26 protein-coding genes, 2 tRNA genes and 1 pseudogene are annotated in these 25,815 nt (G+C 57.9%); 8 read left to right on the top strand and 21 right to left on the bottom strand.

Annotation, left to right across the window (positions count from 1 at the left end):
• The first annotated feature begins 84 nt into the window (after positions 1 to 84).
• Together ACNFCI_RS21855 and ACNFCI_RS21850 are read left to right on the top strand one after the other, a co-directional pair.
• Complete coding sequence (locus ACNFCI_RS21855; RefSeq protein WP_416768212.1) at positions 85 to 816, top strand: hypothetical protein; 732 nt, start codon at positions 85 to 87, stop codon at positions 814 to 816.
• The gene (locus ACNFCI_RS21850; RefSeq protein WP_368829050.1) at positions 764 to 1,675 is read left to right on the top strand and encodes a DNA adenine methylase; all 912 of its coding nucleotides are present in this window, start codon (positions 764 to 766) and stop codon (positions 1,673 to 1,675) included. Before ACNFCI_RS21855 ends, ACNFCI_RS21850 begins: the two co-directional genes overlap by 53 nt.
• A gap of 139 nt (positions 1,676 to 1,814) precedes the next feature.
• On the opposite strand, the gene ACNFCI_RS21845 is transcribed toward ACNFCI_RS21850, so the two are convergent.
• The 16 genes and pseudogenes from ACNFCI_RS21845 to ACNFCI_RS21770 all read right to left on the bottom strand — a co-directional run bounded on the left by ACNFCI_RS21845 (position 1,815) and on the right by ACNFCI_RS21770 (position 16,732).
• Positions 1,815 to 2,204 carry a hypothetical protein gene (locus ACNFCI_RS21845; protein ID WP_368829049.1) on the bottom strand — a complete coding sequence of 130 codons (390 nt, stop codon included), beginning with the start codon at positions 2,202 to 2,204 and terminating at the stop codon, positions 1,815 to 1,817.
• A gap of 311 nt (positions 2,205 to 2,515) precedes the next feature.
• Positions 2,516 to 3,102, bottom strand: a pseudogene (locus ACNFCI_RS21840) (phage late control D family protein); the annotation flags it as partial.
• Between the two features lie 669 nt (positions 3,103 to 3,771).
• On the bottom strand, positions 3,772 to 5,964 hold the full coding sequence (locus ACNFCI_RS21835) for a hypothetical protein (RefSeq protein WP_368829048.1): 2,193 nt from the start codon (positions 5,962 to 5,964) through the stop codon (positions 3,772 to 3,774).
• Positions 5,965 to 7,107, bottom strand: a complete 1,143-nt coding sequence (locus tag ACNFCI_RS21830) for a hypothetical protein (protein ID WP_368829047.1) — start codon at positions 7,105 to 7,107, stop codon at positions 5,965 to 5,967.
• Between the two features lie 26 nt (positions 7,108 to 7,133).
• Entirely contained in the window at positions 7,134 to 7,562 is a 429-nt protein-coding gene (locus ACNFCI_RS21825; RefSeq protein ID WP_368829046.1) for a pyrophosphatase, read from the bottom strand.
• 1,410 nt (positions 7,563 to 8,972) lie between these two features.
• Positions 8,973 to 10,292 carry a tyrosine-type recombinase/integrase gene (locus ACNFCI_RS21820; protein ID WP_368829045.1) on the bottom strand — a complete coding sequence of 440 codons (1,320 nt, stop codon included), beginning with the start codon at positions 10,290 to 10,292 and terminating at the stop codon, positions 8,973 to 8,975.
• Between the two features lie 162 nt (positions 10,293 to 10,454).
• Positions 10,455 to 10,530: transfer RNA gene (locus ACNFCI_RS21815), tRNA-Thr, on the bottom strand.
• An 87-nt stretch (positions 10,531 to 10,617) separates the two neighbouring features.
• Positions 10,618 to 10,866 (bottom strand): hypothetical protein, encoded by a 249-nt coding sequence (locus ACNFCI_RS21810; RefSeq protein ID WP_084856427.1) that lies wholly within the window; start codon positions 10,864 to 10,866, stop codon positions 10,618 to 10,620.
• 22 nt (positions 10,867 to 10,888) lie between these two features.
• The gene (locus tag ACNFCI_RS21805; protein WP_253249328.1) at positions 10,889 to 11,269 is read right to left on the bottom strand and encodes a hypothetical protein; all 381 of its coding nucleotides are present in this window, start codon (positions 11,267 to 11,269) and stop codon (positions 10,889 to 10,891) included.
• 18 nt (positions 11,270 to 11,287) lie between these two features.
• Positions 11,288 to 11,494 carry a helix-turn-helix domain-containing protein gene (locus ACNFCI_RS21800; RefSeq protein ID WP_043211003.1) on the bottom strand — a complete coding sequence of 69 codons (207 nt, stop codon included), beginning with the start codon at positions 11,492 to 11,494 and terminating at the stop codon, positions 11,288 to 11,290.
• 9 nt (positions 11,495 to 11,503) lie between these two features.
• Positions 11,504 to 12,085 carry a hypothetical protein gene (locus ACNFCI_RS21795; protein WP_324816064.1) on the bottom strand — a complete coding sequence of 194 codons (582 nt, stop codon included), beginning with the start codon at positions 12,083 to 12,085 and terminating at the stop codon, positions 11,504 to 11,506.
• 368 nt (positions 12,086 to 12,453) lie between these two features.
• Positions 12,454 to 13,689, bottom strand: a complete 1,236-nt coding sequence (locus ACNFCI_RS21790; RefSeq protein WP_368829044.1) for a methyltransferase — start codon at positions 13,687 to 13,689, stop codon at positions 12,454 to 12,456.
• Positions 13,690 to 13,757: 68 nt separating this feature from the next.
• Entirely contained in the window at positions 13,758 to 14,447 is a 690-nt protein-coding gene (locus tag ACNFCI_RS21785) for an ABC transporter permease (protein WP_084856422.1), read from the bottom strand.
• Positions 14,444 to 15,139, bottom strand: a complete 696-nt coding sequence (locus ACNFCI_RS21780; protein ID WP_084856420.1) for an ABC transporter permease — start codon at positions 15,137 to 15,139, stop codon at positions 14,444 to 14,446. The genes ACNFCI_RS21785 and ACNFCI_RS21780 overlap by 4 nt, the downstream gene beginning before the upstream one ends.
• A 55-nt stretch (positions 15,140 to 15,194) precedes the next feature.
• Positions 15,195 to 15,947, bottom strand: coding sequence for an ABC transporter substrate-binding protein (locus tag ACNFCI_RS21775; RefSeq protein ID WP_084856418.1), 753 nt, complete (start codon positions 15,945 to 15,947; stop codon positions 15,195 to 15,197).
• A gap of 11 nt (positions 15,948 to 15,958) precedes the next feature.
• A complete protein-coding gene (locus ACNFCI_RS21770; RefSeq protein WP_084856414.1) occupies positions 15,959 to 16,732 on the bottom strand; it encodes an ABC transporter ATP-binding protein in 774 nt (257 codons plus the stop codon).
• Between the two features lie 195 nt (positions 16,733 to 16,927).
• Between ACNFCI_RS21770 and ACNFCI_RS21765 the strand changes: the two genes are divergently transcribed.
• Together ACNFCI_RS21765 and gabP are read left to right on the top strand one after the other, a co-directional pair.
• A complete protein-coding gene (locus tag ACNFCI_RS21765; RefSeq protein ID WP_084856412.1) occupies positions 16,928 to 17,275 on the top strand; it encodes a hypothetical protein in 348 nt (115 codons plus the stop codon).
• Between the two features lie 63 nt (positions 17,276 to 17,338).
• Positions 17,339 to 18,739 (top strand): GABA permease, encoded by a 1,401-nt coding sequence (gene gabP, locus ACNFCI_RS21760; RefSeq protein ID WP_368829043.1) that lies wholly within the window; start codon positions 17,339 to 17,341, stop codon positions 18,737 to 18,739.
• A 131-nt stretch (positions 18,740 to 18,870) separates the two neighbouring features.
• Here the strand turns inward: gabP and ACNFCI_RS21755 are convergent, their stop codons facing one another.
• The 5 genes from ACNFCI_RS21755 to ACNFCI_RS21735 all read right to left on the bottom strand — a co-directional run bounded on the left by ACNFCI_RS21755 (position 18,871) and on the right by ACNFCI_RS21735 (position 23,269).
• Positions 18,871 to 19,314, bottom strand: coding sequence for a hypothetical protein (locus ACNFCI_RS21755; RefSeq protein ID WP_084856409.1), 444 nt, complete (start codon positions 19,312 to 19,314; stop codon positions 18,871 to 18,873).
• A gap of 206 nt (positions 19,315 to 19,520) precedes the next feature.
• Positions 19,521 to 19,596, bottom strand: a tRNA-Phe gene (locus tag ACNFCI_RS21750).
• Between the two features lie 90 nt (positions 19,597 to 19,686).
• Positions 19,687 to 19,959 carry an oxidative damage protection protein gene (locus ACNFCI_RS21745; protein WP_084856406.1) on the bottom strand — a complete coding sequence of 91 codons (273 nt, stop codon included), beginning with the start codon at positions 19,957 to 19,959 and terminating at the stop codon, positions 19,687 to 19,689.
• Positions 19,956 to 21,023 carry an A/G-specific adenine glycosylase gene (mutY, locus tag ACNFCI_RS21740; RefSeq protein ID WP_368829042.1) on the bottom strand — a complete coding sequence of 356 codons (1,068 nt, stop codon included), beginning with the start codon at positions 21,021 to 21,023 and terminating at the stop codon, positions 19,956 to 19,958. The genes ACNFCI_RS21745 and mutY overlap by 4 nt, the downstream gene beginning before the upstream one ends.
• Positions 21,020 to 23,269 carry an AsmA family protein gene (locus tag ACNFCI_RS21735; RefSeq protein WP_368829041.1) on the bottom strand — a complete coding sequence of 750 codons (2,250 nt, stop codon included), beginning with the start codon at positions 23,267 to 23,269 and terminating at the stop codon, positions 21,020 to 21,022. Before ACNFCI_RS21735 ends, mutY begins: the two co-directional genes overlap by 4 nt.
• A 286-nt stretch (positions 23,270 to 23,555) precedes the next feature.
• Between ACNFCI_RS21735 and hisB the strand changes: the two genes are divergently transcribed.
• The 4 genes from hisB to hisA are packed head-to-tail and all read left to right on the top strand — an operon-like array spanning position 23,556 to position 25,813.
• Positions 23,556 to 24,149, top strand: coding sequence for an imidazoleglycerol-phosphate dehydratase HisB (gene hisB / locus ACNFCI_RS21730; RefSeq protein ID WP_084856616.1), 594 nt, complete (start codon positions 23,556 to 23,558; stop codon positions 24,147 to 24,149).
• A complete protein-coding gene (gene hisH, locus ACNFCI_RS21725) occupies positions 24,149 to 24,787 on the top strand; it encodes an imidazole glycerol phosphate synthase subunit HisH (RefSeq protein ID WP_084856400.1) in 639 nt (212 codons plus the stop codon). Before hisB ends, hisH begins: the two co-directional genes overlap by 1 nt.
• Positions 24,788 to 25,048 carry a DUF2164 domain-containing protein gene (locus ACNFCI_RS21720; protein WP_084856398.1) on the top strand — a complete coding sequence of 87 codons (261 nt, stop codon included), beginning with the start codon at positions 24,788 to 24,790 and terminating at the stop codon, positions 25,046 to 25,048.
• Positions 25,049 to 25,075: 27 nt separating this feature from the next.
• Positions 25,076 to 25,813 (top strand): 1-(5-phosphoribosyl)-5-[(5-phosphoribosylamino)methylideneamino]imidazole-4-carboxamide isomerase, encoded by a 738-nt coding sequence (gene hisA, locus ACNFCI_RS21715; RefSeq protein WP_084856396.1) that lies wholly within the window; start codon positions 25,076 to 25,078, stop codon positions 25,811 to 25,813.
• Positions 25,814 to 25,815 lie beyond the last annotated feature (2 nt).

Raw genomic sequence — 25,815 nt, 5'->3', positions numbered from 1 at the left:
GTACGACCGATTTGTATGGTGGCGCGCTCTTCAACGCTGAGTTCGGTATAAGACATAGGGGCAGCACCGTACCGGAAAGGTCAGGTGTTGCACTCAGTTTTTGCCGCCGCCGATAATAAATTCGATTTTCTTACTCGGGTTGTTGAACAGGCTAAGTTGGCACAGGAGAAAGCGGCGCCTGGCTCGGACGGTAAGTCTAGCCCTGAGGAGGGTCCGCACGGAGCCAAAGATCCTGCACATTCACCAAGTCCGGCAACAGCAGACCAGGATGCAAAGTCTGCTCAAGAAGAAAAGGCAAAGTTGATAGAGAAGCAACTGCCGAAGAAAACGAGGAAAGACCCTAATCCTGCTAAAAGAGATAAGCTGTTCATCGGCAGTATTACTATTCCTTCCGTTGAGTCGAAATGCAGTCGGCTGTACAACCAAATCGACAGTCTGAAATTAAGTGAGCATGGCCTAGTGGTTGCCTGCGCTGCGCGGGCCTTAGTTGATATCTCCATGCAAATCTATATTGATGAGTTTTCACTGGTTGCTGCCGATAAAAGAAATCGCTTTGGGCAAATTCCACTGCCTGAGATGATTAAAGTTTGTGCTGAACATCTTTTTTCAAATGGTCATATCTCAAAAGACCTGAAAGGCTCAATACTGAGTGGTGAAGTCTCGAATCCAAATAGCTTTGCCAGCCCTCAAGCGTTGCATGCGTTTCTACACGGCAGATATCAAAATTCAATGGAGGGTTTAAAGGCAGCTTGGGAAAGCTGCTATGAAGAACTTCTCCGCAGCGCTTGGCGTGCTGTCAAGGCAAGTAAAGGATAGACATAGTATGGGCGATCGATTTTACACTCCCCTCCGCTACCCTGGAGGGAAGTCCAAACTGTGCGGCTTTATTCGAAACCTGATTCGAGAGAACGATTTTGAGGGTGGGGTATACGTTGAGCCATATGCTGGTGGCGCTGGCGTAGCACTCGAGTTGCTACTGACAGATGTAGTTTCGAAGATACACATTAATGACCTGAATGTAGGTGTCTTCAATTTCTGGTCGAATGTTCTTTTACACACAGAGCGTTTTATTGAAAGGGTGTATTCGTGCGATTTGAATATGGACGAGTGGTACGCTCAGAGAGAGATTTTTAATAGTCCAGATAAATATAGCGGATTTGATGTGGGCTTCGCCTTTTTTTATTTGAACAGAACTAATAGGTCTGGAATTATAAATGGAGGTGTTATTGGTGGCTATAACCAGACTGGGAATTACAAGATTGATGCTCGGTTTAACAAGGATGCTCTTGTTGAGAGAATAATTAGAGTCTCTCGCCGAGCTGATGATATACATCTTTATAATATGGATGCGGAGTTGTTTCTGCAGACTATAGATGCGATGCCTTTGTCTAAAGCGTTGATCTATATTGATCCGCCTTATTATGTTAATGGTAGAAGGCTATATGATAACTTTTACGAGCATGACGATCATGGTCGTATAAGTAAGTTGGTCTCTTCGTTAAGAACCCCTTGGGTTCTCTCTTATGATGATACAGAGCAGATTCGGCGGTTTTACTCGAATAGCCGAGTAGCAGAGATCGACTTGGTTTACAGTGCGCAGCGCAAAATGAAAGGGCAAGAAGTGATCTTTTTCTCTGAAAATCTGATCGTTCCTGCCAACTTACAAGTCGCATAGCTGCAAATGGGGGGCGGCTTTTTCCAAAACCCGCGCGATGCCAGTTTTTTCATATGAGTTTATGCGGTTGGCGATCGAGGCAATGATGGTGCGTACGGGCTCCGGCTGATACAAGAAGGCCCCGCATTGCAGGATCTTCTCAACTGAGGTAGCTGGCGGGTGGGAGATAGAAGGTACCGTCCGCCCGGTAGTGGTCGTACACGTCAACCAACGCTATGTGCTTGCCCCTGTTGGCCCACTGGAAATGTAGCACCACGTCCGAAGTTTTGTATTTACCATGGACCTGCTTGTAGTACGGAATGCCTAGATGGTAGTGCCAGAGGTCGTTTCCGTAGGTGTAGGCGTAGTCAGCGTCGCCAGGGTTAAGGCCTGACCATGATGGAGTGATCTTCCCATCGTACAGCGTGAAATCAGCGAGGCCGTGCTGTTGGAAGGTCTGCGCAAACGTTAGAACTGCGGTCTGCTGCTTGGCTGGGTAGTTGGCGAATTCGATTGCGAACTGAGTCTTGAACGTAACGGAATAGGTCAAGCCGGCATCCTTGCGAAACAGTTAGCTAGCGTTTTGCCTGACTAGCAACGGCAAGAATACGCTCACGCATTTGCTCAATGCTGAGACCGTTCGGGAGTTCGTGATCGCCGGAAGCGAGTGCACGTTGGAGGCGAGCCACGTCAATCTTGGCTCGACTCTGAGAGGCCGGAGTATCTGCGGGGAGAAACTGCAGAACTGCCATGGGATCATCTCCAGTAAGATGGGATGTAGAAATCATGCCCCCATAGTATATGGCCTTACTCATTTTTGATCAAGATTTTGGCCAGTCCTGAGCTTTCCTGCATCCGCTTCTACTCTCGATCGAGGGCGCGCTTGGCGGCTGCCTTGCTCTGGTGGAGGTGTGTCAGGCGCCGCCGTCTGGTCCGGTCTGGTCGCCCTCGGTGAGCTTGTGCTGCTGGCCGGTCTTCTCGTCGCGGTACCAGGTGAGGCCAGCGTAGGTGCCCTCGTCGCCGTCGGGGAGCTGCGATTCCAGCTCCAGGGTGGTGGTCAGGCTTTCGGGCGCGAAACTGTGCCGCAGGTTGCCGCCTAGCCAGATGATGGCGGCGATCTCGGCCTTGATGCCGGTGAGGCTGTATGTCTGGTCCAGGATCAGATCCGGGCGGCCCCTTGCCAGCGTATGGCTGAGCGTGGCGCTGCCGCGCTGCAGGCGGTTTCGTTCTGCGCGGGCCGCTTGCAAGGCGCTGGCCTGGTCGGTGTAGCCGTGACGGTTCTCGCCGCCGCCGGCGATGGCCTCTTTCTTCTCCGCGCTATTGACCTCGTAGTAGTACGCCTTGATGCCGGTGTAGGCATCTCGGTCGGCCTTCACGGTGGCGATGGGGTCATGCTCGCGGCCGAGGCGGCTGAGCAGGTTGGGGCTATGGGAGCAACCTGATTCGAGGGGCTTATCGGGGCCGATTTTGGGAAAGAGTAATTTCAGCAATCTGGTAGTAGACCGGCCATGGAGGCCGTGCCATTCGGGGCTTCTGACATTACACCTTAAGAAAAGTAACCAGATTACCTTTGCCCTTCGCCGGGAAGTCCTTCAGATCAAGGCTTTGCGCCCGTTTCTCGGCCAGGGTTACGGAGATTACTCTTTCTGCGCGCCCCCCCCCACACTACCTGAAAAATTTCCTCACGTGTGGGGCGTGCGCACATGTGCGCGAAGGTTCTGCTTGTTATGCGGCTTGTTACGTCAACCTGCGTTGGCATCAGCCTGAATATGGCTGGAGCCTTGATGTAGAGGCACCAGGAATCGAACAGATGCGTAACCACCTGTATTATTTAGACATTTTCTTTTTGGTTGCTGGGTAGTATCTCTAAATATACCCTTTTTGGTATCAGTCGCTAAAATATTTTTGTGTCCTATGGGTTACACAAAAGATACAGCTCAATCATTTGTGCTCAATTATTATTGCTTTTTATTTAGATTGCAAAATAAGCGATCCAAGCCATATAGCTATGGTCTGGAGCAGGTCTGAAAGCCCCTAGCCAGGGCTTTCAGATGATTTTTCTAGTAGAGAAGAATTTTGATGTGAATGTTCCTGAACTTTTAGCTGCTCAGTGTGATTTAGTTGATGATATCTTTGCCTTTAGCCATCAATAGTAATCCCAGTAGTGATGATGGCTTTTCCTTATGAAGGCCGATGGATTCGTTTAGCAATATAGCCGTATCATCCCGAGTTAGTTTCAGCGTACCTGTTGCCAGCGCTGCCGCGAATTCCAAAGACGCGTCGCCATACTGTTTGTCCCATCGCGAGAATACTTTGAGTAGCATCTCTTTCATTAGTTTGCTTAACTCGGGGCTGGCTGAGTAGTCCAGTTCTGATGGTAGACAGGATCGGAGGAAGCATGCCTGAAGAATATTATCGTTAAATCGCTGAAAGCACTCTGGAGAAAGTACGGCTGATTCATAACCAGTCGGTCTCAACATTAGTCCGTGCTCGTTATGTTCTCGTGCGCATTGCAGGACAGCAGCAATAGTTAAATACACTGTGCTTTGTGAAACTTCAGCATATCTATCTGAGATCTCACTGTCGGCTTCAAAGAAGAGGAAGCCATGAGACAATGATAGGTCCCTACCATCTTTCGTGGGCAAGAGGCTGTGCCTATATTTTTCTATAAGTTCCGCTGCAAGCTCTAGAGCACAGTCACGTACCTCTTGCGATACGTCAGCCTCGAATCCTTCGATGACCATTTCGGCTTTCGTTCCAACATTTGTTAGCCGAGTCCAAGCATTTTCCTTGCTATCACTGCCTATGGGTAGGCACAGCCAGTTAGAAAAACCATAGTCTCTTGGTGAAGGGTTTTTCGTTAAGAAACTTTTAAGTTGCCCCCAAGCTTTGCGGCTTTCAGGAATACCTATCGGAGCTAGGAAACGTCTTGGGGTTTTCGCATCTATATAAGCTCTAAGATCGCGACTAATTTCGCGTAGTATTCCTCCATCCCGAGCGACTACTGTAACAACCAAAACACCGGTGATGCTTTCAAATTTTTGGATGTCTAGCCCTGAGCAGGGTTCAATTCTTATCGGTTTATCCACTAACCGTTTTTGAAGCCTCTCGTGAACCATCTTTGCCAGCTTAACAGAGCCAGGGTCATCAGAGTGTATGATCAGGTTAGTGGCCATTGATACCGACCAATCGATTTCAGCGTCTAGCCAATCGCAGAATTCTTTATCAGCTAGCATTTGCTCGGGGTCTAAAAAAAGCAGCTTATTAGAACCGTTGCCATCATAGAAGCCGAGGATGCGTCCTAGGCCAAAGTGACTATGAATTTGAGACAAGTTTTCTGGGCAGTGTTTCAATGCAATCACAACCGACTTAGGCGGTTTGGATTTTGCGGAGAAATTTTCTCCGATTATTTCGATTAGGGTATTTCCGTCATCTTCCTTTACTTCAATTTTTATTCCTATTTTGTCTAGTGGTAATAAAATGCTGCCGAGGCGGCCTGCCTCAGTTCTGTCAATCAAAGTCGAGATACATTCCTCGCGAAACCTTCGCGTGGTCATTTTTTTTGCCATTCCGCCAGAAGTTGAGGCTGATACTACACAGAAGTAATCCTCCATCGGCGGGTTCATTTTTTCAAGTTGAGCGTAAGAGTGGAAATTAACTATTTCTGCCTTGCTACCTACGCGCATTAGGGCATTTTTTACAAAGGTGTGGATGCCCATAGTGTCGATATAGACTTTTGATGCCTTCTTTAGTTGCTTAGAATACTCTAGGGCAAGTGCATAACCGACTAAGCATAGCTCCGCTTCGTCACTAGCCAATTCGCGTGCTTGGATGAAGATGCTGTTCAAGGTTCCAGATGGGTGCTTGAATGAGTGGCCTGAAGGTGCTGTGCTGATGACGTTATTTTTTAGAACTAATGTTTTTAAGCCATCTCGGAGCAGTTTCTTTGCCGCGAATTTATATTCTAATTTGCCTCCGTCAAGAGTGTGGCTAATAAAGTCATTGTCGCGCCATTCAAGAAATACATACTGTTCTATACGTACACATTCATTTTTTACACCTCTTTTCAGTAAGTCCTGCAATCTATGCTGATGGGGCTCCCAAGCTTCCTTGAATACTGATAGCTGTGAGCTACTCCCAACTATGTACACGCAATCTGGTAGATGTCGCGAGTGCTTTAATGCTTTTTCTATGTCAGAATAAACTTGAGTTGGCGAAAGCTCGCAGTCGTTATAGCAAACGACCAAAGCTTCTTCGCTACCACCGCCAGAGCCGCTGGCTATTGAATTCCATTGAAAATAACGCTCCATTCACACGGCCCTCAGCGGTATTAAAATTGCTACAACAGAACCTACAACTGGAGCGAGCGGTTCGCTGCTCCAATCTTTGAAATCTAATAAATTGCGCGAGATGTCATTCTTTTTGAATTGGTTGTAGATTGACATTCGGCCTGTTCTAATTCTTATTAGGCCTCCAATCTTTTGGAGTTCCCTGAGTACCATTTGAAGTCCTTGGCCGGCGGCGTCTTCAAATTTTGTAGTGGTACGGGCACTCAAACACTGGGTAAGATATTCTCTTTCTTCCTCCAGGCTCATCTGTTTGATACTCTTCCCACTTATTCGAGAAGCAAAGCCCGGCCCAGAATCGAAGAAACTGATCTGAAATGCGCGGAGGCTTGTCTTATTATTTTCCGTGGTAGATAGTTCCCTGTCCCAATATTCTCTTAGCTCTTGGTTTCCTTCAAAGTCAGAAGAAAAAATATCTTCGTCAAGACGGGTCCAACCCAGCATCAAACCCTCTACATGAGCATGATACTTATTTCCTAGATGGTCCGATGTAGCGTGATCCTGAGTGTTTCCCACAAGCTCGCTACAAAATAATCCTAAACTTTCTATTAAGGATTCCGGCATTCCCTGCGAACTCTGCTTGTTTACAAAGTCGATAAGCTCTCTGATTGAACTTGTCATATCAGGCGGAGTTTTTACCACTCCGTCAGCACTGAACAGTGGTCGCAAATATTGAATTTTAGAACCAGCGACGCAAATTAAATCTATAATTCTGCCACGAATGACTTTTTCGTATTCTGCAGCGTCGGCTGCTTGCATCCTCTCAACTGCGGCCTTAAGTACGTCTCTTCTGCTGAAAGTTCTATCGCCAATGCGGATTCCTTTTGAAAGGCGCACGGCGGCTACACCTGGAGAATAATTGGCAATGTTATCTATTAAAGACTCAGGATTAACGCTTTTGCTAAAGTCTAAGAAATCTCCATTTAATTCTTGGCGAGCCAACGTGACTATAAGTTGAAGACGAGAGGCGTCATGCAAAGCGCCACGTCGAGCGCTGAGAAAATCCGCAGGAATGACAAACTTCTCATCTTTGTTCGAAAGAATCTCCCAGTATGCCGCTTCAATGTCTTGAAGTGTCTGGCACTTGTCCATGCTAACAATGCTCAATTAAGGCTCCTTTATGGCCAAGGATCTTAGTCTTCTTTATGTTTCAAAAGAAGGGCTTCAATTTTAGGCTCAGGCTTCCAGTAGTTTGGACCTTTTAAGAATTTGCCGTTTTCATCGTAAATTGGCTTGCCATCGGCGCCTAATTTGCTTTCATTACTATCCATTATGATTTTAAGTACATCTTCAAGTGGTAGTCCATACTTTAAGGCTTCAGATCTGCAGTATACGATTATGTCACCAAGCAGGTCAGCGATAGCGACTTTAGTATCAATATCTGGTTGCCCGTTTTTTATTCCTTCAATGATCTCGTCAATTTCGTTTACCTCGTCAATTAAGGTTGCTTTAAATTTTTTAAGTTTGTCGGCGGGGTCCGGCAGGAGAGTCGGAGTGGTATTGATTGGGAGTTTGTACATCGCATTCATTTCCTGAATGCGCTTATCGAATGGCTTGCTCACAGAGACTCCTTAGTTATGGGGGTGTAATTGACTTTGGTCTGAGTTTAATTGGTGGTTTTCGGGGGGCAGATTTGCCAGTTCCGCTGACAACATGCTTATGGAGTGCGACCAAGATCTTATTGAGAGCTTTCTTCTACTTCCAGTGCTAGACCTGTAGCACTGCATCGAGGATGAGTGCGGCTCAGAGATATTTTCAGTATTGTAGGCGTTAGAACACACTACTTGGTTAAGCGTAGGGGGGGCTGAGTTTAAATTGGTACTTGCGCAAGGCTGAGTGAGGCCATTGGAAGCGCTCAGCATTGGCTTTCCGGGTTGTACACCCTCAGTACACGTGATCAGTAATAGCTTCTCCACGATTAGATCCCTGTATTTAGAGGGGTACACGCTTTCACCAGCATACCTCATGCCACAGTAGAATGTACTCGCTCCTCAGTGAATCACACCTCGTCAGTATGAGAGACGTATCCTCTCGATATCACCCTTTAGCCCTTCCCTCAGTAGTACCTTATGAGTTTCCCCACGTCATCCCGCCAAGAATGTTGAGTGTTATCAGGGATCAAGGCCCCTGCGACCTGTGGGGAATGTCCACTACGCGGGACTGGCGGCTCCTTACGTCCGGGAGCAAGGGCATCTCATGATCTGACCTCCTGAGCACCGTTACCGGTGGGCGGGTGGAGGCTGCACTGGCTGACGAGACAAGTGCCGCGAGATCCTGAGCCGGGTGAACGCAGCAATGCGATGACCGGGGCATGCCTGACTGTCAGTCAGGTGCAGTCCATTCCTTGGTCTGCGGCACCATCATCTACAGCGCTGTTGCTGGTGACATCGGCGTTTGTCACGCCGATTGTCACGAGGGGGAATGCCGCAAAGCCTTGTGCGATCAGGGCTGCAGCAGTGGTAGAAGTGCCCGTCTCTTTCCACAGAAAGAGACGGGCACAGGTTGGCGCAATCTTCGGCCAAGCGGATAGGTTGCTGCAGGGCAGCGAGGTACGGAGTATCTGGCGCACGAGCGCTATGTGTGTAAGAGCATCCATCACATGGGTAGTGACCGGGCGAGCTGCCGGATGCGAATCGCCCTTGGGGAGAACCACCGCCAGAGCGGCGTGACCTTTAAGGTTCGGGTCACCTAGGGTGCTGTCATCGACAGCGCTTGCAACTCCCGGTCTACGCCTGTGGACAATGTTAGTCAAGCAAAGCGATTTCAGGGATTTAGCGCCTGTGGATAAAACTATCCCCCGGTGGACATCTGTGGTTCTCCACAGACGTACGCTGTGCCAGCGGTTTTTTTTCTTAGGTATGGTCCTTTCAAACAGGGCGGCTTTGCAGCCCCGTTTGAAAGGACCCGCGCGGAGGAGCTTCATGCGGTGCTGTGGGTAACTTCACAGCTAGTTGAGGTGGTGGTGCGGCGGGTTACTCGGTCCTCTTGGCACTGCGAAGGCGCGTGACGTTCTCGCCCGTCTGCTTGGCAAACTCATGCGGCGTCACATGGTCCTCGCGGTTCGCGTCCAGAAACCGGCTCCACCAGGTCATGATCATCCGGCGCTCTTCGAGGAACTCGGCCTTGTGGGTATAGGCGGCGCGCACGTTGTTGCGTTCCTTGTGGCTCATCTGGCGTTCGATCGCTATCTCTGACCACAGCCCGGACTCGACCAGTGCACTGCACGCCATGGCTCGGAACCCGTGGCCGCAGATATCCACCTTAGTGTCGTAGCCCATCGTTCTGAGCGCGGCATTCACCGTGTTCTCGGACATCGGTTTCCACGGTTTTGCATCTCCCGCGAACACTAGGTCGAACTTGCCGGTGATCGCGTGGATCTGCTCAAGCAAGCTCACTGCTTGCGGCGATAAGGGTACAACGTGAATGTCTCCGGCCATTTTCGTACCCCTTGTGGAAAACGGTACGCCGTCGAGCGCCGGGCGAGTGTCGGGGATCTCCCAGATGCCGCGATTGAGGTCGAACTCGTTCCAGCGGGCGAAGCGCAGCTCACTGGAGCGTACGAACACGTGCAACGACAGCATCACGGTAAGGCGTGTGAGTGGACGACCTTTGTAGCCGTCGATGCGCGCCTGTAGCTCTGGCAGCCTCGATAAGGGTAGTGCGGGTCGATGTGTAACCCGTGGTGCTCTGATTGAGCCATCGAGGTCGTGGGCTGGATTCGTCGTAATCAGCCGCAGCCGTTTGGCTTCGCGCATGATGCTTTGCAGGTAGTTCTTGATCCTGAGCGCCACGTCGATGGTGCCGCGCTTCGTCACGGCTTCCAGTGGCTGCATGAGGTCATGGGTGTCCAACTCAATGATTGCCCTGGCACCAAGCAAAGGGAATACGTGAGTCTTCAACCGGCTGAGTACAGTCTTGGCGTGGCCCGGCGCCCACTTGGGCACCATCCCGGCATACCAATCGAGCGCAACGCTTTCGAAGGTACGGCCATTGATTACGGCTTGCACCTTGGCCTGCTGCTTGGATTGGATGGGGTCAATGCCGTTGGCGAGCTGCTGTTTGAGCTCGAAGCGCTTGTGGCGAGCGTCAGCCAGCCCGACCACCGGGTAATTGCCGAGTGAGGTCAGGCCCTCGCGACCATCGGGCTTCACGTACCTGAGCCGCCAGCCTTTGCGACCGTTGGGCTTCACGAGCAGGTAAAGACCATCGCCGTCAAAAAGCTTGTACTCACGTTCGCGAGCCTTTGCAGTGCGGCAGGCGTTGTCGGTAAGGGGAGCCGTTGTGCGAGCCATAAGGGTACTTTCCAATGTCGAATTGGTAGGTATCCTTAAAAGTACCCTTATTAGCGCTGGCTACCCTCGGAATCCGACGGAACGCCAAAACGAAAAAACCCGCCAGAAGGCGGGTTTTTCGGGGGTTCCAGAGATTTTGAAAGCTTTCTATGGAACCTTGAATGGTGCCGGCACCAGGAATCGAACCCGGGACCTACTGATTACAAGTCAGTTGCTCTACCAGCTGAGCTATACCGGCAATGGGGCGTCATTATAGCGATCGGTTGGCGGCTGTAAACCTATTCCTTCCAATAGCTTACGTTGTCCCCGGCAAAGGAGAATTTTCCTACCAGCCACGGTGGATGCTGTTGACGCTCGGCTCGGGGGTAGCGGGGTTGAAGAACAGCTTGTCGTTGTCGCAACCGCGCTTGCGGCAGGGGGTGTCGACGCGCAGGGGCAGGCCGCGGTCGCCGCCCAGTTGCATGCCGGGGGTTTCCCAGCCCAGGGATGGGGTGTTGGGCGAGTAGGTGTTGCCGGCGCAGCCGGTCAGGACCAGGGCGAGGGTGAACAGGGCAAGGGGCTTGGCTTGGGTCACGTGGGCAAAGTCCGTAGGTGGGTCAGTCTGTGTTCAATATGCGCTGGATGGTGCCGCCGCAGGCCAGGTAGCAGCTGTCGTAGTCGCGGTCGCAACTGTAGCTTGCGCCGCTCGAGTACGGGTAGCTTGGGTAGTGGCATCTGTGACGGGCGTCCTTCTTGGTCTTGCTGTCCTGGCAATACTGGTAGCTGCGCAACTCGGCCTGGTACAGGGCGCGCTGGCTGTTTTCCTCCAGGCGGGCCATTTGCTTGCAGTGGTTGCGTTCCATCTGGCAGCTGTTGATGCACTGGATGCCATGGGCGCTGGGCGGTGGCGAGTACCTATAGGTATAGGAGGGGCCGCAGCCGCCGAGCAACAGGCCCGCCAGCATCATGGTGGCGAGGCGTTTTTCTGGGGTGTCCACGGGTGTAACGGTCCTTGATCATTCTTCGCTGAACTCCAGCAGGTCGCCGGGTTGGCAGTTCAGCGCGCGGCACAGCTTCTCCAGGGTTTCGATCTTGAAACCCTTGATCTTGCCGTTCTTCAGCAGTGACAGGTTCGCTTCCGTTATGCCGATGATTTCCGCCAGGTCCTTGGAACGGATCTTGTTCCTGGCCATGACGACGTCGAGGCGGATGATTATCGGCATAGAGGGCGGCTAGACATAACAGTTGTGTTCATCGCTGATGATCTTGGCGTCACGCATGACCAGCGAGAAGGCGCACAGCAGGATGCCCTTCATGATCTCGTAGACGGCCTCGGATGATACACCGATAGACACCACGAATGTGCGCTCCCCGGCCGGCAGGTCGATGGCCAGGGCCAGGCCCTGCAAGGTGTCGATCACCGGCCACAGCAGCGGTGTACCGATGCAGATCAGGCCGACCCACCACAGCATCTTGATGTTTTCCGGGCTCCAGGTGTGGCCCTTGGATAGACGCATGAAGAACAGCCCGGTCAGGAGCAGGGCGAATGCCGACAGCGCGGCGGGAATCATTGCCAGGGCCAGCACCAGGCCCATGGCCAGTTGCGAGGGCTGGTAGCCGTCTTCCAGCAGCAGGGGCATGTTGATGCCGTGGGTTTGCAGGTAGGCGGTGACGGTATCAGGGTAGTCGAATACCCAGAGCAGCGGCGTGCCGAAGAATTCCACCGCGGCGGTGGCCCAGGCCAGGAAAGCGGCGAACGCGCCGATGGTGCGCAAGCGTGAGCGGGCATAGGCCACGGATCTGCTGTTGTTCATGGGATGCCTCCGTACAGGTGATGAACGGGACGGATTATTCGCGAAAAATTATCGCAGCACAATAATTTGTTGCTGTTAATTTGATGTCGCGGCGTTTTGCCGCAACAGGTTGGCTGTGATTGAAAGGGTCCGTTCAGATAGGCCGGAAACACTCGGTTCACACAGATGCTGGAACCTTTATGCACAAGCGCAATGCCACGGACGAGCGAAAGGCATGCCACCGGTGCGGACCGTTGGTCTTTGCGCAAAGGCCTGTTTTTACTGGTTTTGGTTCATCTGGCGAAATAAGCAGATAACCTGAAATAGCCATTGGATCCAAGATTTAGTGATCTTCATCACAAGCTTGTTCACAGAGTTATCCACAGGTTTCAGGCGGGCTGCGGAGGCTCGTCGCGTTCGGCCAGCAGCAACAGGTTGCGGGGCGTCAGGGGGTAGTCGCAGAAGGTGCCGAGGCGCACGGAATACCCATGGTCCTGGAGCAGCAGGGCGCGGTCGAGCACCAGCCACAGTTCCAGCGGTCGGCGGAATAGGTTGCGCACCAGTTCCAGGTTGCGCACCTCGGCCAGGCGTTGCCAGCCGGCAGCCTCCAGCGCCCCCCAGTTCGGCTCGCCATCGATGTGCACGCCCCTGAGTTCGGCCAGGTCACGGCAGTAGCCTGCGAATGGCTTTTCCAGCCACGCGGTTGGAAGCGATGGTGTGGACAAGTATTCATCGCGCTGGCGCTGCTCGCGTTGCAGCAGGTCGAAGCCCAGGCGCCGGGCCATGGACATGTCCCGTTGGCGCCGTACGCGCAGGCTCGAGGTGACGGCTTCGTTCAAGGGCAGGCCGAGGTCGGCCACATCCAGTCGCAGTTTCGAGGCCTGGGCGGCTGTGGATAACGGCTGGTAATGCTCGCCGTGGATGCGGTTGTAGCAGCAGGGCGCTATGGCCAATTGGCGGCAGCCTTTCTGGCTGGCGAGCTGCAGGAGGCGCACATGCAGCTCGCCGCAGGCATGCAGGGCGATCACGCTCTGGTGTGCTTGCAGCTGGTCGGCACTGCTATCGGCCAGTACGTCCTGTTGCACATGGGTGGCCGGCAGCTGGTGATGGTCGCTCAGCGCCTGGCCGGCGGCGACCAGCGTGGCGTCGTATTCCAGGCAGGTCAGGTGTTGCCCTGGCTGAAGCAGGCGACGGCCCAGGTGGCCTTTGCCGGAGCACCAGTCCAGCCATTGGTGGGTGCGCTCGCGGAACGTCAATCGGCGGCTGAAGGCTTCGATCTGCTGCCATTTGCGGCCAGGCACATGCACTTCCAGGCGATGCCCGGCCGCAGGCAGGCCGGCATCGGGCAGCTCGCCGATGGCGGCCAGGCGCCTGGCTTGCTCGGCGAGCTGGGGAAACGGGGCGGGCGCCGGGAGCTGTTCGGGGTGGTGCTGGAAGGCCTCGGCGTCTTCCAGGGAGCGCTGGCGAAGCCAGGTGGAGAGTTCGGGGTGCTCGACCTCCCAGGCCAGGCGAAGCTGGGTGAAGGGACGTGGGTGCCAGAGGTGCTGGTGCTCGACCAGGAAGCGGTCCAGGGCGTGAAAGCGTTCGAGGAGTTGGTCGGCTTGCAGGAAGGGAGGTGTGTTCATGGGAGCACCGGAGCGCAAATCGAAAAAGGGCCGCTGTGCGGCCCTTCGTCATGGATGTGGGATCGTTCTCATCGCCCTTGGCAGGCGTCCACGCGCAACCAGCGCTCCAACACCTTGAAGCCTTGGACCAGCACGAAGGAAATGACCAGGTAGAACACCCCGGCGGCGAAGAAGATCTCCACCGGCAGGTAGGTACGGGCAATGATGGTCCGCGCCATGCCGGTCAGTTCCAGCAAGGTGACGGTACTGGCCAGGGCACTGGCCTTGAGCATCAGGATCACCTCGTTGCTGTAGGCCGGCAGGCCGATGCGTGCGGCACGCGGCAGCATGATGTAGAACAGCGTCTTGCCCCGCGACATCCCCAGCGCTCGGGCGGCCTCAATCTCGCCTTTCGGGATGGCCTGCAGTGCGCCACGCAGGATCTCGGCGATGTAGGCGGCCGTGTGCAGGGTCATGGTCAGCACGGTGCACCAGAACGGATCGCGCAGGTACGGCCACAGCGAACTGGTACGTACCAGGTCGAATTGCGCCAGGCCGTAGTACACCAGGAACAGCTGCACCAGCAGCGGGGTGCCGCGGAAGAAGAAGATGTAGCCGAAGGGCAGGGCGCGTACGTACCAGTGCCGCGAGGAGCGGGCGATACCCAGCGGGATGGCCAGGATCAGGCCGGCGATCACGGCGATGGCTACCAGCTCCAGCGTGAGCGTGGCGCCTTGGGCCAGGCGTGGCAGCCACTTGATGATGACTTCCCAGTTCATTGTTCGGCCCTCACGAAGCCGCGAGCGGCGCGTTTTTCCAGGAAGTGCATGCCGGTCATGGCCACGATGGTCAGGCACAGGTAGATGCAGGCAGCGACCATGTAGAAGGTGAACGGCTCCTTGGTCACGGTCACGCCGATCTGCGCGTGGCGCATGATCTCTTCCAGGCCGATCACCGACACCAGCGCGGTGTCCTTCATCAGGATCATGAACAGGTTGCCCAGGCCAGGCAGGGCGACACGCCACATCTGCGGCAGGATGATCCGCGACAGGATGCGGCCCTTGGACAGGCCCAGGGCCAGGCCGGCTTCACGGTGCCCCTTGGGGATGGCCAGGATGGCGCCGCGGAATACTTCCGTGGCGTAGGCGCCGAAGCACAGCCCGAGGGCGATCACGCCCGCGGCAAAGGCGCTGAGCTCCAGGCCAGGCATGTTCAGGGCTTCGCCGAGGCTGTTCATCAGCCCGACGGTGCCGAAATAGATGAGCAGGACCCAGAGCAGCTCGGGTACGCCGCGAACCAGGGTCGAGTAGGTGCTGCCAAGCCATTGCAGCGGCTTGACCGGGGACGTCTTGGCCAGGGCGCCGAGCAGGCCCAGGACCAGCCCCAGCAGCAGGGCGCAAAGCGCCAGTTTTACGGTCATCAGGGTGCCAGCCGCCAGGGCCGGACCGAATCCGTGCAGGTCGATATTCATGGGTAGCTGCGTTCAAGGGACCGGCACCGCGCAGGGCGGCACCGGTCGGGGCGTATCATTCGATGCTGAACGGGAAGTACTTGTCGTTGATCTTCTTGTACGTGCCGTCGGCTTTGATTTCTTTCAGGGCGGTGTTCAGCTTCTCGCGCAGCGGGTCACCCTTGCGCACGGCGATGCCGATCTTGTCGCTGTCGACCACAGGCTCGCCCTTGAACTCGAAGTTCTGGCCGTCCTTGCTCTTGAGCCACTCGTACTGCACGTACTTGTCGGCCAGGATGCCATCGATGCGGCCGGAGACCAGGTCGAGGTAGGCGTTTTCCTGGGTGTCGTACAGCTTGATCTCGACGTCGTCGCCGTAGTTGTCTTCAAGCCAGGTGCCGGCCAGGGTGGCGCGCTGGGTGCCGATCACCTTGCCCTTGAGCGAGGCCTTGTCGGTCTTGAAGTCGACGTTCTTCGGCGCGATGAACTGCAGCTTGTTGGAGTAGTAGGGGTCGGTGAAGTCCACGGCCTGCTTGCGCTCGTCGGTGATCGACAGCGAGGACACCAGGAAGTCGAACTTCTTGGCGTTCAGGGCCGGGATGATGCCGTCCCAGTCGGAGGTCACGACCGAGCACTCGACCTTCATCTTGGCGCACAGGGCGTCGCCGATGTCCTTGTCGAAGCCGACCACGTTACCGCTGGCGTCCTTGTTGTTGAACGGCGGGTAGGCCGCTTCGATACCCATGCGCAGTTTTTCCGCGGCCATGGCGTTGGCCGAGACGACCAGCGTGGCGGCAGCGGCCAGGAGGAATTTCTTGTAGGTCTGCATGTGTTGCTCCGTTAGCGGTGGCTGGACATGAATTGCTTGCAACGCGCCGAGGTCGGGTTCTCGAACACCTGCTGCGGCGATCCCTGCTCTTCGACCAGGCCCTGGTGCAGGAACACGACTTCACTGGACACCTGGCGGGCAAAGTTCATCTCGTGCGTCACCAGCAGCATGGTACGGCCTTCTTCGGCCAAAGCGCGGATGACGTTAAGCACTTCCTGGACCATTTCCGGATCGAGCGCCGAGGTCGGCTCGTCGAACAGGATGACCTTGGGCTTCATGGCCAGGGTCCGGGCGATGGCCGCGCGTTGTTGCTGGCCACCGGAAAGCTGGGCGGGGTAGCTGTGGCGTTTGTCGTGGATGCCGACCTTGGCCAGCAGCGCCTCGGCCGCCTCGATGGCCTCGGCCTTGCTCTGGCCAAGCACACGGCGTGGAGCCTCGATGATGTTGTCGAGGATCGTCATGTGCGGCCACAGGTTGAAATTCTGGAAGACGAAGCCGATCTCGCTGCGCAGGCGGTTGATCTGGCGGTTGTCGGCGGCGATCAGGTCGCCGTTCTTGGTCGACTTGAGCTTGAGCTCCTCGCCGGCGACGAGGATCTGGCCCTGGTGCGGGTTCTCCAGCAGGTTGATGCAGCGCAACAGGGTGGACTTGCCGGAACCGGACGACCCCAGGATGGAAATCACGTCGCCGTCGCGAGCGGTCAGAGAAATGCCCTTGAGAATCTCCTGCTCGCCGTAGCGTTTATGCAGGTTGCGGATTTCCAGCGCGGGCGTGGCCTGGGCCATGTGCGGTCCTCATATGTTCGGGTGCGTTCCCAGCTGTTGGCGGCCTTCCTGGCGAGCGCCAAGCTAGCATAGCGGCGCAACGGCGGCCAACCAGGTCGCAGGCGGCTCGGGTCGCTGGCGGGACACTTTGTCGCATTGGCGCAGTGGACTGTCGCGAGGATGTCCGCAACGCGCTCGCCCAACACCGGAGCCTTGATGAAAAAAGGCGCGATGGTGCCAGCTTTGGACGTGCCTGGGAAGCCGTTTTTGGCCGGGTGGCACTTCCTGGGCCGTTATGCGTGGCACAGGTTGCGCCGTCGGGTTGCGCTTTGCTTGCTGCTTTTTTGTGCGCAGGTGTTACCAAGGCGCACCTTTGGTGCGTTTGTAAGTGGGTATTTCAGTAATCTGTGGCTGGCAGGGCAATTTGATGCTCTTTCGGTCAAGCCGTGGCCGAAAGGCCTGCTGGGACTTGTTTTTCGGGGGCGCCAGGGCATTCGGACGAACGTGATCGCCGAGTGGCGCGGTTATTGCCATTGGGAAAGGGCCGACTGCAGCGACGCCTAAACCAACCCCAGGCGCGCTTCGTTCATGCAGGTCGGGTGGTCCACTCCTTACAAAGGTAGTTTTATGAGCGGTAAGCACAATTCCAATGACCTCGCTCAGGGGCTCAAGCAACGGCATGTCACCATGCTGTCCATCGCTGGCGTGATCGGCGCCGGCCTGTTCGTCGGCTCCGGCCATGCGATCGCCGCAGCCGGCCCGGCCGTGCTGCTGGCCTATGCGGCTGCCGGTACCCTGGTGGTGCTGGTGATGCGTATGCTCGGCGAGATGGCCATCGCCTCGCCGGACACCGGTTCCTTCTCTACCTACGCCGACCGCTCCATCGGTCGCTGGGCGGGCTTTACCATTGGCTGGCTGTACTGGTGGTTCTGGGTGCTGGTGATCCCGCTGGAGGCCAACGCCGCCGCAGCCATCCTGCATGCCTGGTTCCCCGCCGTGGACCTCTGGGCCTTCTCGCTCATCATTACCTTGGCGCTGACCCTGACCAACCTGTGCAGCGTGAAGAACTACGGTGAATTCGAATTCTGGTTCGCCCTGCTCAAGGTGCTGGCGATCATCGGCTTCATCGTGGTCGGCTGCGTGGCCATGCTCGGCCTGGTGCCGGGCAGCCAGGTCAGCGGTGCCAGCCACCTGTTCGACACCCAGGGCTTCATGCCCAACGGCCTGGGCGCGGTGCTGGCAGCCATGCTGACCACCATGTTCTCGTTCATGGGTACCGAAATCGTCACCATCGCCGCCGCCGAGTCGAAGGACCCGGGCAAGCAGATCAGCCGCGCCACCAACTCGGTGATCTGGCGTATCTGCCTGTTCTACCTGGTGTCGATCTTCCTGGTGGTGGCCCTGGTGCCGTGGAACGACCCGGCCCTGGCCGAAACCGGTTCCTACCAGACCGTGCTGAGCCGCATCGGCGTGCCAAACGCCAAGCTGATCGTCGACATCGTGGTGCTGATCGCCGTGACCAGCTGCCTGAACTCGGCGCTGTACACCTCCTCGCGCATGCTGTTCTCCCTGAGCAAGCGTGGCGATGCCCCCGCCGTGGCCCAGCGCACCACCCAGGCGGGTACTCCGCATTGGGCGGTATTGCTGTCCACTGCGGCGGCGTTCCTCTGTGTGTTCGCCAACTACGTGGCGCCGGCGGCGGTGTTCGAGTTCCTGCTGGCGAGCTCCGGCGCCATCGCCTTGCTGGTGTACCTGGTGATCGCTGTGTCGCAGCTGCGCATGCGCAGCCAGCGCGAGGCCCGTGGCGAGAAGATCGCCTTCAAGATGTGGCTGTTCCCAGGGCTGACCTGGACGACCATCGCCTTCATCGTCGCCGTGCTGGCGGTGATGGCGTTGCGGGAAGACCACCGTGCCGAGATCATCGCCACTGCGCTGTTGAGTATTGGTGTGGTTGCCGCCGGCCTGTTGGTGCAGCGCAAGCGCAAGGCCCTGGGCCAGGCTGAAGGGCGGACTGTGCTGGATAACTGATCCGGCTGGCTGAAATGAAGAGGCCGCGCCCGGTGAAGGGCGCGGCCTTTTTTTTGCTCGTGTATCGGCGGGCCCAATCGCCGGCAAGCCGGCTCCCACTGGGATGGTGCATGCAGAGCCTGTAGGAAGCCTCAGCCGAACTGCTTCTGCTGTTGCTGCTGCTTGGCCACCACTTCCGAAGCCGCCACATAGGCCTCCTGGAACTCATCGCTCTCCAGCCAGGCCATGGTGGCATCCTCGTCGGCGCCATCGAGCCACTTACGGTAGGCGGTGAACACCATGACGATGTAGTCGGTAGCGTGTTCTTCCTTGTGCCCCTTGAGCACCAGGGCCAGCAGCGGGTCGACCAGGAACACCGATATCATCGGCACCAGGCCGTTTTCCTGGGCTTCCTTCATCTTCTCGAACAGGCTGCCGTAGCTGCCCGAGTCCATGGCTTTCTTGAACACCTGCTCGACACTGGCACTGTCGCCGGCACTGGCCTTGACCGCCTGGCCGCTGCGCACCATGCGGTTCTGCTTGGCCTTGGTGGCGGCGCGCTTGGCGCGTTTCTGTTGCTTGGTATTGGAGGCCATGGGCGAATCCTTGGGTGTCTGGAAAATGCGCGTATTGAAGCGCAGATGCCGGAGAAACCCAAGCGTTGCAGGTCGGGGCCGCTGTGCGGCCCATCGCGGGACGGCGCTCAAATGAGTTGGGGGAAATCCAAGACAACAAAAAACCCGCACTAGGCGGGTTTCTTGTTGTCGCTTCGGGTAACTTTTCAACCACCAGAAGCTGAAGGTGGTGCCCAGAGACGGAGTCGAACCGCCGACACGAGGATTTTCAATCCTCTGCTCTACCGACTGAGCTATCTGGGCGACGGGGCGAATTAAAAAGGTTTTCAGACCGTCCGTCAACGACTTTTTGAAAATTTTTTAAATTAATTCCGTCGCTTACGTTTTCCGGGGTCATTCGCTGGGTGGAACGTAGCCTTCGGCCTGGGCGTAGTCTTCGCCGGCGAAGAACTTGTCCATCTCCGTCTGGAGGAATTTGCGGTCCTCGGCGTTCATCATGTTCAGGCGCTTCTCGTTGATCAGCATGGTCTGGTGCTTCTGCCACTCGTCCCAGGCCTTCTGCGAGATATTGTCGAAGATGTCCTGGCCCTTGGCGCCCGGGTAGGGTGGGCGGGGCAGGCCGGGGAGTTCTTCGTTGTACTTGCGGCACTTCACGGTGCGGGTCATCGGGCGTCTCCTGCAATCAATTCGTCGGCCGCGCGTTTGAGCAGCTTCTTGACCGGGGCGGCGAGGCCCAGGCGCGGCGGGGTGGCCAGGTTATACCAGAGCCAGTCGGGCTCGGCCACGGGCGGGCCGAGCGGGTCGACGCGCACCAGCCACGGCTCGATGGCCAGCTGGAAATGGCTGAAGGTATGGGTCAGCCCGTCCAGGGCCTGGCTGGCGGTGGTGCGCAGACCATGCTGGTAGGCCAGGTCGTCGACCTGCTCGAAGGTGTCCAGCTCCGGCAGGCTCCACAAGCCGCCCCAAAGGCCGCTGGAAGGTCGGCGGTAGAGCAGGATGGCGCCGTCCTGGTTGGCCAGCAGGGGCATCAGTGTGCGGCGCTGGGGCAGCGTCTTGCGCGGCTTGGGTTCGGGGTAGTGGGTTTCCTGGCCGAGCAGGTGGGCTTGGCAGCCGCGCTGCAGTGGGCAGATCAGGCAACTGGGCTTGCTGCGGGTACAGAGCGTCGCGCCCAGGTCCATCATCGCCTGGGTATAGTGGTTGGCCCTGTGTTGCGGCGTGAAGCGCTCCGCGGTAGCCCACAGCATGTTGGCCACCTTGGGCTCGCCGGGGTAGCCGGCCTGGGCGGTGTAGCGGGCCAGCACGCGCTTGACGTTGCCGTCCAGAATCGGTGCGCGGATGCCCATGCTGATGCTGGCGATGGCCCCGGCGGTTGAGCGGCCGATGCCGGGCAGCTCGGTGAGCTGCTCGACGTTGCGCGGGAACTCACCCCCATGGCGCTCGACCACGATCCTGGCGGCCTTCTGCAGGTTGCGCGCCCGGGTGTAGTAGCCCAGGCCCGTCCACAGGTGCAGCACCTCGTCTTCCGGCGCCTCGGCCAGGGCCTGCACGGTGGGCAGGGCCTGCATGAAGCGGTCGAAGTAGTTGAGCACGGTGCTCACCTGGGTTTGCTGCAGCATGATTTCCGACACCCACACCCGGTAGGGGGTGATGCCCTGTTGCCAAGGCAGGTCGTGGCGGCCGTGCTGGTCGTACCACTGCAGTACGGCACTGGAGAACTGCTCGGGGCTCATCGCTTGAACAGCCCCTTGAGCACGTCCTTCACTTCTGGGCTCACCTTGTCACCGAGTTTTTCGTCGAGCTTTTCCTGCAGGCGGTTGCCGGCCAGCTTGGCCGCCACCTTGCCCAGGCCGTCCTGGTCCAGGCGGCAGGCCTTGGCGCCGAGCTCCAGCGGGCCGCGGCAGCGCAGCGGGATCTCGACGCCGACATAGCGCTCGTTGACCTGGCAGGCCGGGTCCGGCATGGCGCGCTGGTCACCTTCGACGATCACGCCGACGTTGTAGTCCATGCCCAGCACGCGCAGGTCCACGTCACCGTGGCCATTGACGGTCAGGCCTGGGATGCGTGCCTTGAGGTCAGGGTTGCTGGCAACGCCGTTGCGCACCACCAGGCTGCCGCGCAGTTCCTGGAAGGGTGTGTCCTTGCCGCGAGGTTCGCCGCTCAGGGTCTTTCGGTTGAGCGTCGCGATGGCGTGGCACAGCTGCTGCTCGAGGTTGGCATTGACCAGCACGCCATCGGTGATGGTGAAGTTGGCGTTGCCGTTGAGGGTGTCGACCAGCGCCTTCTGGCTGTTGCCGGTGGCGGTCAGGTCGCTGGCCAGGGTCAGCAGGCCCTTGAGCGGCGGTGCCTGGTCAGGGTGTTCGCTTTTGATGAAGTGTTCCACCGGCACGCGATTGACCTTGGTGGTTATACCGACCTGTGGCACGGCTGGGCGCACGTCGACCGTGCCCTTGGCCTCGAAGGTGCCGTCGTACAGGCCGCCGCGCAGGGTTTCGAGCGTCAGCAGGCCGCCCTGGCCGTTGGCCCTGAGCTGGGCGTCGGTGATCGGCAGCTTGTCCAGGGTCAGGGCACCGAACGACAGGTCGGCCTGCAGGTCGACCTGGCGCAGGCGGTCCACCGGCAGCAGCTTGTCGTTGCTCCAGGCCACCTGGGTCGGGGCCTTGGGCAGCGGCGTGGTGCTCGGGCCGGCCACGGCCGTGGCTTCCTGCTGCTTGACCTCGGCCTGGCGTGCGGCAGTGGCGCCTTTGGCCTGCTCGCTCTTGGCCAGCAGGTAGCGGTCGGCGTCGAACTTGTCGCCTTTCAGGCGTACACGCAGAGCTTGTTTGGCGAAGTCTTCGATGGCCACGCGGCCGCTGAAGGTGCTGTCGTCCAGCTTCACCGCCAGGTCTTCCAGGGCCAGGCTGGTGGGGTTGGCCTGCAGGCGAGTGACCAGCTCGAGCTTGGCGAACGCGGCCGGGTCGGCGGTGGCCGGCAGCGGGTGGCCGATGCTGTCGAGGAAGGTGCGCAGGTCGAACTGGGCGATGGACAGGCCACCGCTCAACTGCGGAGTCTTGTCCAGGTCGCGCAGGTTCAGCTCGCCCAGGGCGCGCAGCTGGTTGGCGGACAGCTTCAGGCCGTTCCACGACGCTACGTTGGCCGCCAGGTCGACCAGCAGCTGGCCTTGAGCGGCGAAGGTCATGGTTTTGCCGGCCAGCGGCTCGCCGGAAGTCTCGCCGGTCAGGCGCAGGTCTTCGAAGTTGTAGCGCTTGAGCTTGCGATCGAAGCGCAGTTCGCCGGCCAGCTCCGTGCGTGCCTTGAGGCTCGGCTGGCCGACGCTGAGGAAGGCACTGGCCTTGAGTGGAATGTTCGAGCCTTCGTGGACCGCGCCAGTGCTCAGCTGGATGCTATCGGCGCTGAAGGTCTGGCCGGTCTTGGCATCGGTGTACTGCACCCGGGCGTTGTTGACGGTCAGGCTGTCGATGTCCAGCTTGACCATGCGCTCGCGGGTATCCTGCTTGTTCGCCGTCGCGTCGGCATCAGCGGTAGCGGGTGCCGGGGCCGTGTCGCCCGGCGTGACGCTGGCGCCTGGCGTGGGCAGCGGTTTGCCGATGTCCTCCCAGTTGCCGTGGCCGTGCTCGTCACGAGCCAGGGTCAGGTTCAGGCCTTCGACGCGTACATCGCTCATCTGCACTTCACGGCGCAGCAGCGGCAGCACGCGGACCGACAGGCCGAGCATCTGCAGGTCGGCGAAGGGTTCCTTGGGCTTGGTCAGGGTGGCGATGCTGGCTTCGTGCAACTCCAGGCCCAGCCAGGGGAACAGGCTCCAGCCAATATCGCCATTCAAGGTCAGCTCGACGTGGGCCTTGTCGCGGGCCAGCTGGCGAATCTCGTCTTTATAGTCGTTGGGATCGAAGAGGTGGGTCAGGGCGAAGCCCAGCGCCACGATGATCAGCAGCAACCCGAGAAGCCCCAGCCCCAGGATTTTGCCGAACGCTTTCATGGGCGAGTCCTTGTAGTCCGTTTTTGAAATTCAAGCGGGAGAGTATAGCGCTGTGGGTATGACGTCTGCGTAGTTTGTGGCCTCGGCGATGGCAGGGTCGGCCCAATCGCGGGACGAGCCCGCTCCCACAGGATCAACACTGGCTTGCTGTTCTCCGCACCGTGCCGCATGCGAAACAGGGAAATTACAGATATGCGACATTGCCATATGTCATCCGCGTTCCAAGCGAGCGCGTTCTAGGCCTATAATGGCAGCCTTTTCGCCCAATGATTTTGCGGAGCTGGTGATGGTCGAACGTAAGGCTTCCGTCGAGCGCAATACCCTGGAAACCCAGGTAAAAGCCTCGATCAACCTCGATGGCAGTGGCAAGGCCCGATTCGATATCGGTGTGCCTTTCCTTGAGCACATGCTCGACCAGATCGCCCGGCATGGGCTGATCGATCTGGATATCGAGTGCAAGGGCGACCTGCACATCGACGACCACCATACCGTCGAGGACGTCGGCATCACCCTGGGCCAGGCGTTCGCCCAGGCCATCGGTGACAAGAAGGGTATCCGCCGCTACGGCCATTCCTACGTGCCGCTGGACGAAGCCCTGTCGCGCGTGGTCATCGACTTCTCCGGCCGCCCGGGCCTGCAGATGCACGTGCCCTACACCCGTGCCAGCGTGGGTGGCTTCGATGTCGACCTGTTCCAGGAGTTCTTCCAGGGCTTCGTCAACCACGCCCTGGTGACCCTGCACATCGACAACCTGCGTGGCCACAACACCCACCACCAGATCGAAACCGTCTTCAAGGCCTTCGGCCGCGCCCTGCGCATGGCTGTCGAGCTGGACGAGCGTATGGCCGGGCAGATGCCTTCCACCAAGGGATGCCTGTAATGCAGACGGTTGCGGTAATCGACTATGGCATGGGCAACCTGCACTCGGTGGCCAAGGCCCTCGAGCACGTAGGGGCAGGTAAGGTGCTGGTCACCAGCGACGCCGCTGTGATTCGTGAGGCCGACCGCGTGGTGTTCCCGGGTGTTGGCGCGATTCGCGATTGCATGGCCGAAATCCGCCGCCTGGGCTTCGACAGCCTGGTGCGCGAGGTCAGCCAGGACCGCCCGTTCCTCGGTATCTGCGTGGGTATGCAGGCGCTGCTCGACCGCAGCGAGGAAAACGACGGCGTCGATTGCATTGGCCTGTTCCCTGGCCAGGTGCGTTTCTTCGGCAAGGGCCTGCAGGAGGATGGCGAGCACCTGAAGGTGCCGCACATGGGCTGGAATGAAGTCAGCCAGGTCAATGACCACCCCCTGTGGCATGACATCCCGGACCGCGCGCGCTTCTATTTCGTGCACAGCTACTTCATCGAGGCCGGCAAGGCGAGCCAGGTGGTCGGTCGCGGCCACTATGGCGTCGATTTCGCCGCCGCGCTGGCCGACGGCTCGCGCTTTGCCGTGCAGTTCCACCCGGAGAAGAGCCATACCCATGGCCTGCAGCTGCTGCAGAACTTCGTCGCCTGGGACGGGCGCTGGTAGATGAGCAGATCGCGGACCAAAGCTCCGGTCATCACTCTGGCCCCGGAACAGGAGCGCGAGGCACTCGACACGCTCAAGCGCTTCCTCGAAGACCGCTTCGAGCTGGAGCTTGGGTCGTTCGAGGTAGCCGAGGTCCTCGAGCTGTTCAGCAAGGAAATTGCACCTCATTACTACAACAGGGCGATTGCCGATGTTCAGCTGCACCTCAAGGAGCGGTTTGAGAGCATCGAGAGCGACCTGTGGGCATTCGAGAAGCCCTGAATTCCACTGATTAGACAGGTTCCCAAGATGCTGATTATCCCCGCTATCGATCTCAAGGACGGTGCCTGCGTACGCCTGCGCCAAGGCCGCATGGACGACTCCACGGTATTTTCCGACGACCCGGTGAGCATGGCCGCCAAGTGGGTCGAGGGTGGCTGCCGTCGCCTGCACCTGGTGGACCTGAACGGCGCCTTCGAAGGCCAGCCGGTCAACGGCGAGGTGGTCACCGCCATCGCCAAGCGCTACCCGAACCTACCGATCCAGATCGGCGGCGGCATCCGCTCTCTGGAGACCATCGAGCACTACGTCAAGGCTGGCGTGAGCTACGTGATCATCGGCACCAAGGCGGTCAAGCAGCCTGAATTCGTCGCCGAGGCGTGCAAAGCCTTCCCCGGCAAGGTCATCGTCGGCTTGGATGCCAAGGACGGCTTCGTCGCCACCGACGGCTGGGCCGAGGTCAGCTCGGTGCAGGTCATCGACCTGGCCAAGCGCTTCGAGGCCGATGGCGTCTCGGCGATCGTCTACACCGACATCGCCAAGGACGGCATGATGCAGGGCTGCAACGTGCCCTTCACCAAGGCCCTGGCCGAAGCCACCTCGATCCCGGTGATCGCCTCGGGCGGCATTCACAACCTGGGCGATATCAAGGCCCTGCTGGACGCCAAGGCCCCCGGCATCATCGGCGCCATCACCGGCCGTGCCATCTACGAAGGCACCCTCGATGTCGCCGAGGCCCAGGCCTTCTGCGACAACTATCAAGGCTGAGG

The sequence above is a fragment of the Pseudomonas sp. NY15356 genome, assembly GCF_048068175.1.
Classification (GTDB): Bacteria; Pseudomonadota; Gammaproteobacteria; order Pseudomonadales; family Pseudomonadaceae; genus Aquipseudomonas; species Aquipseudomonas putida_K.
This window is presented reverse-complemented; position numbering and strand designations above follow the sequence as displayed.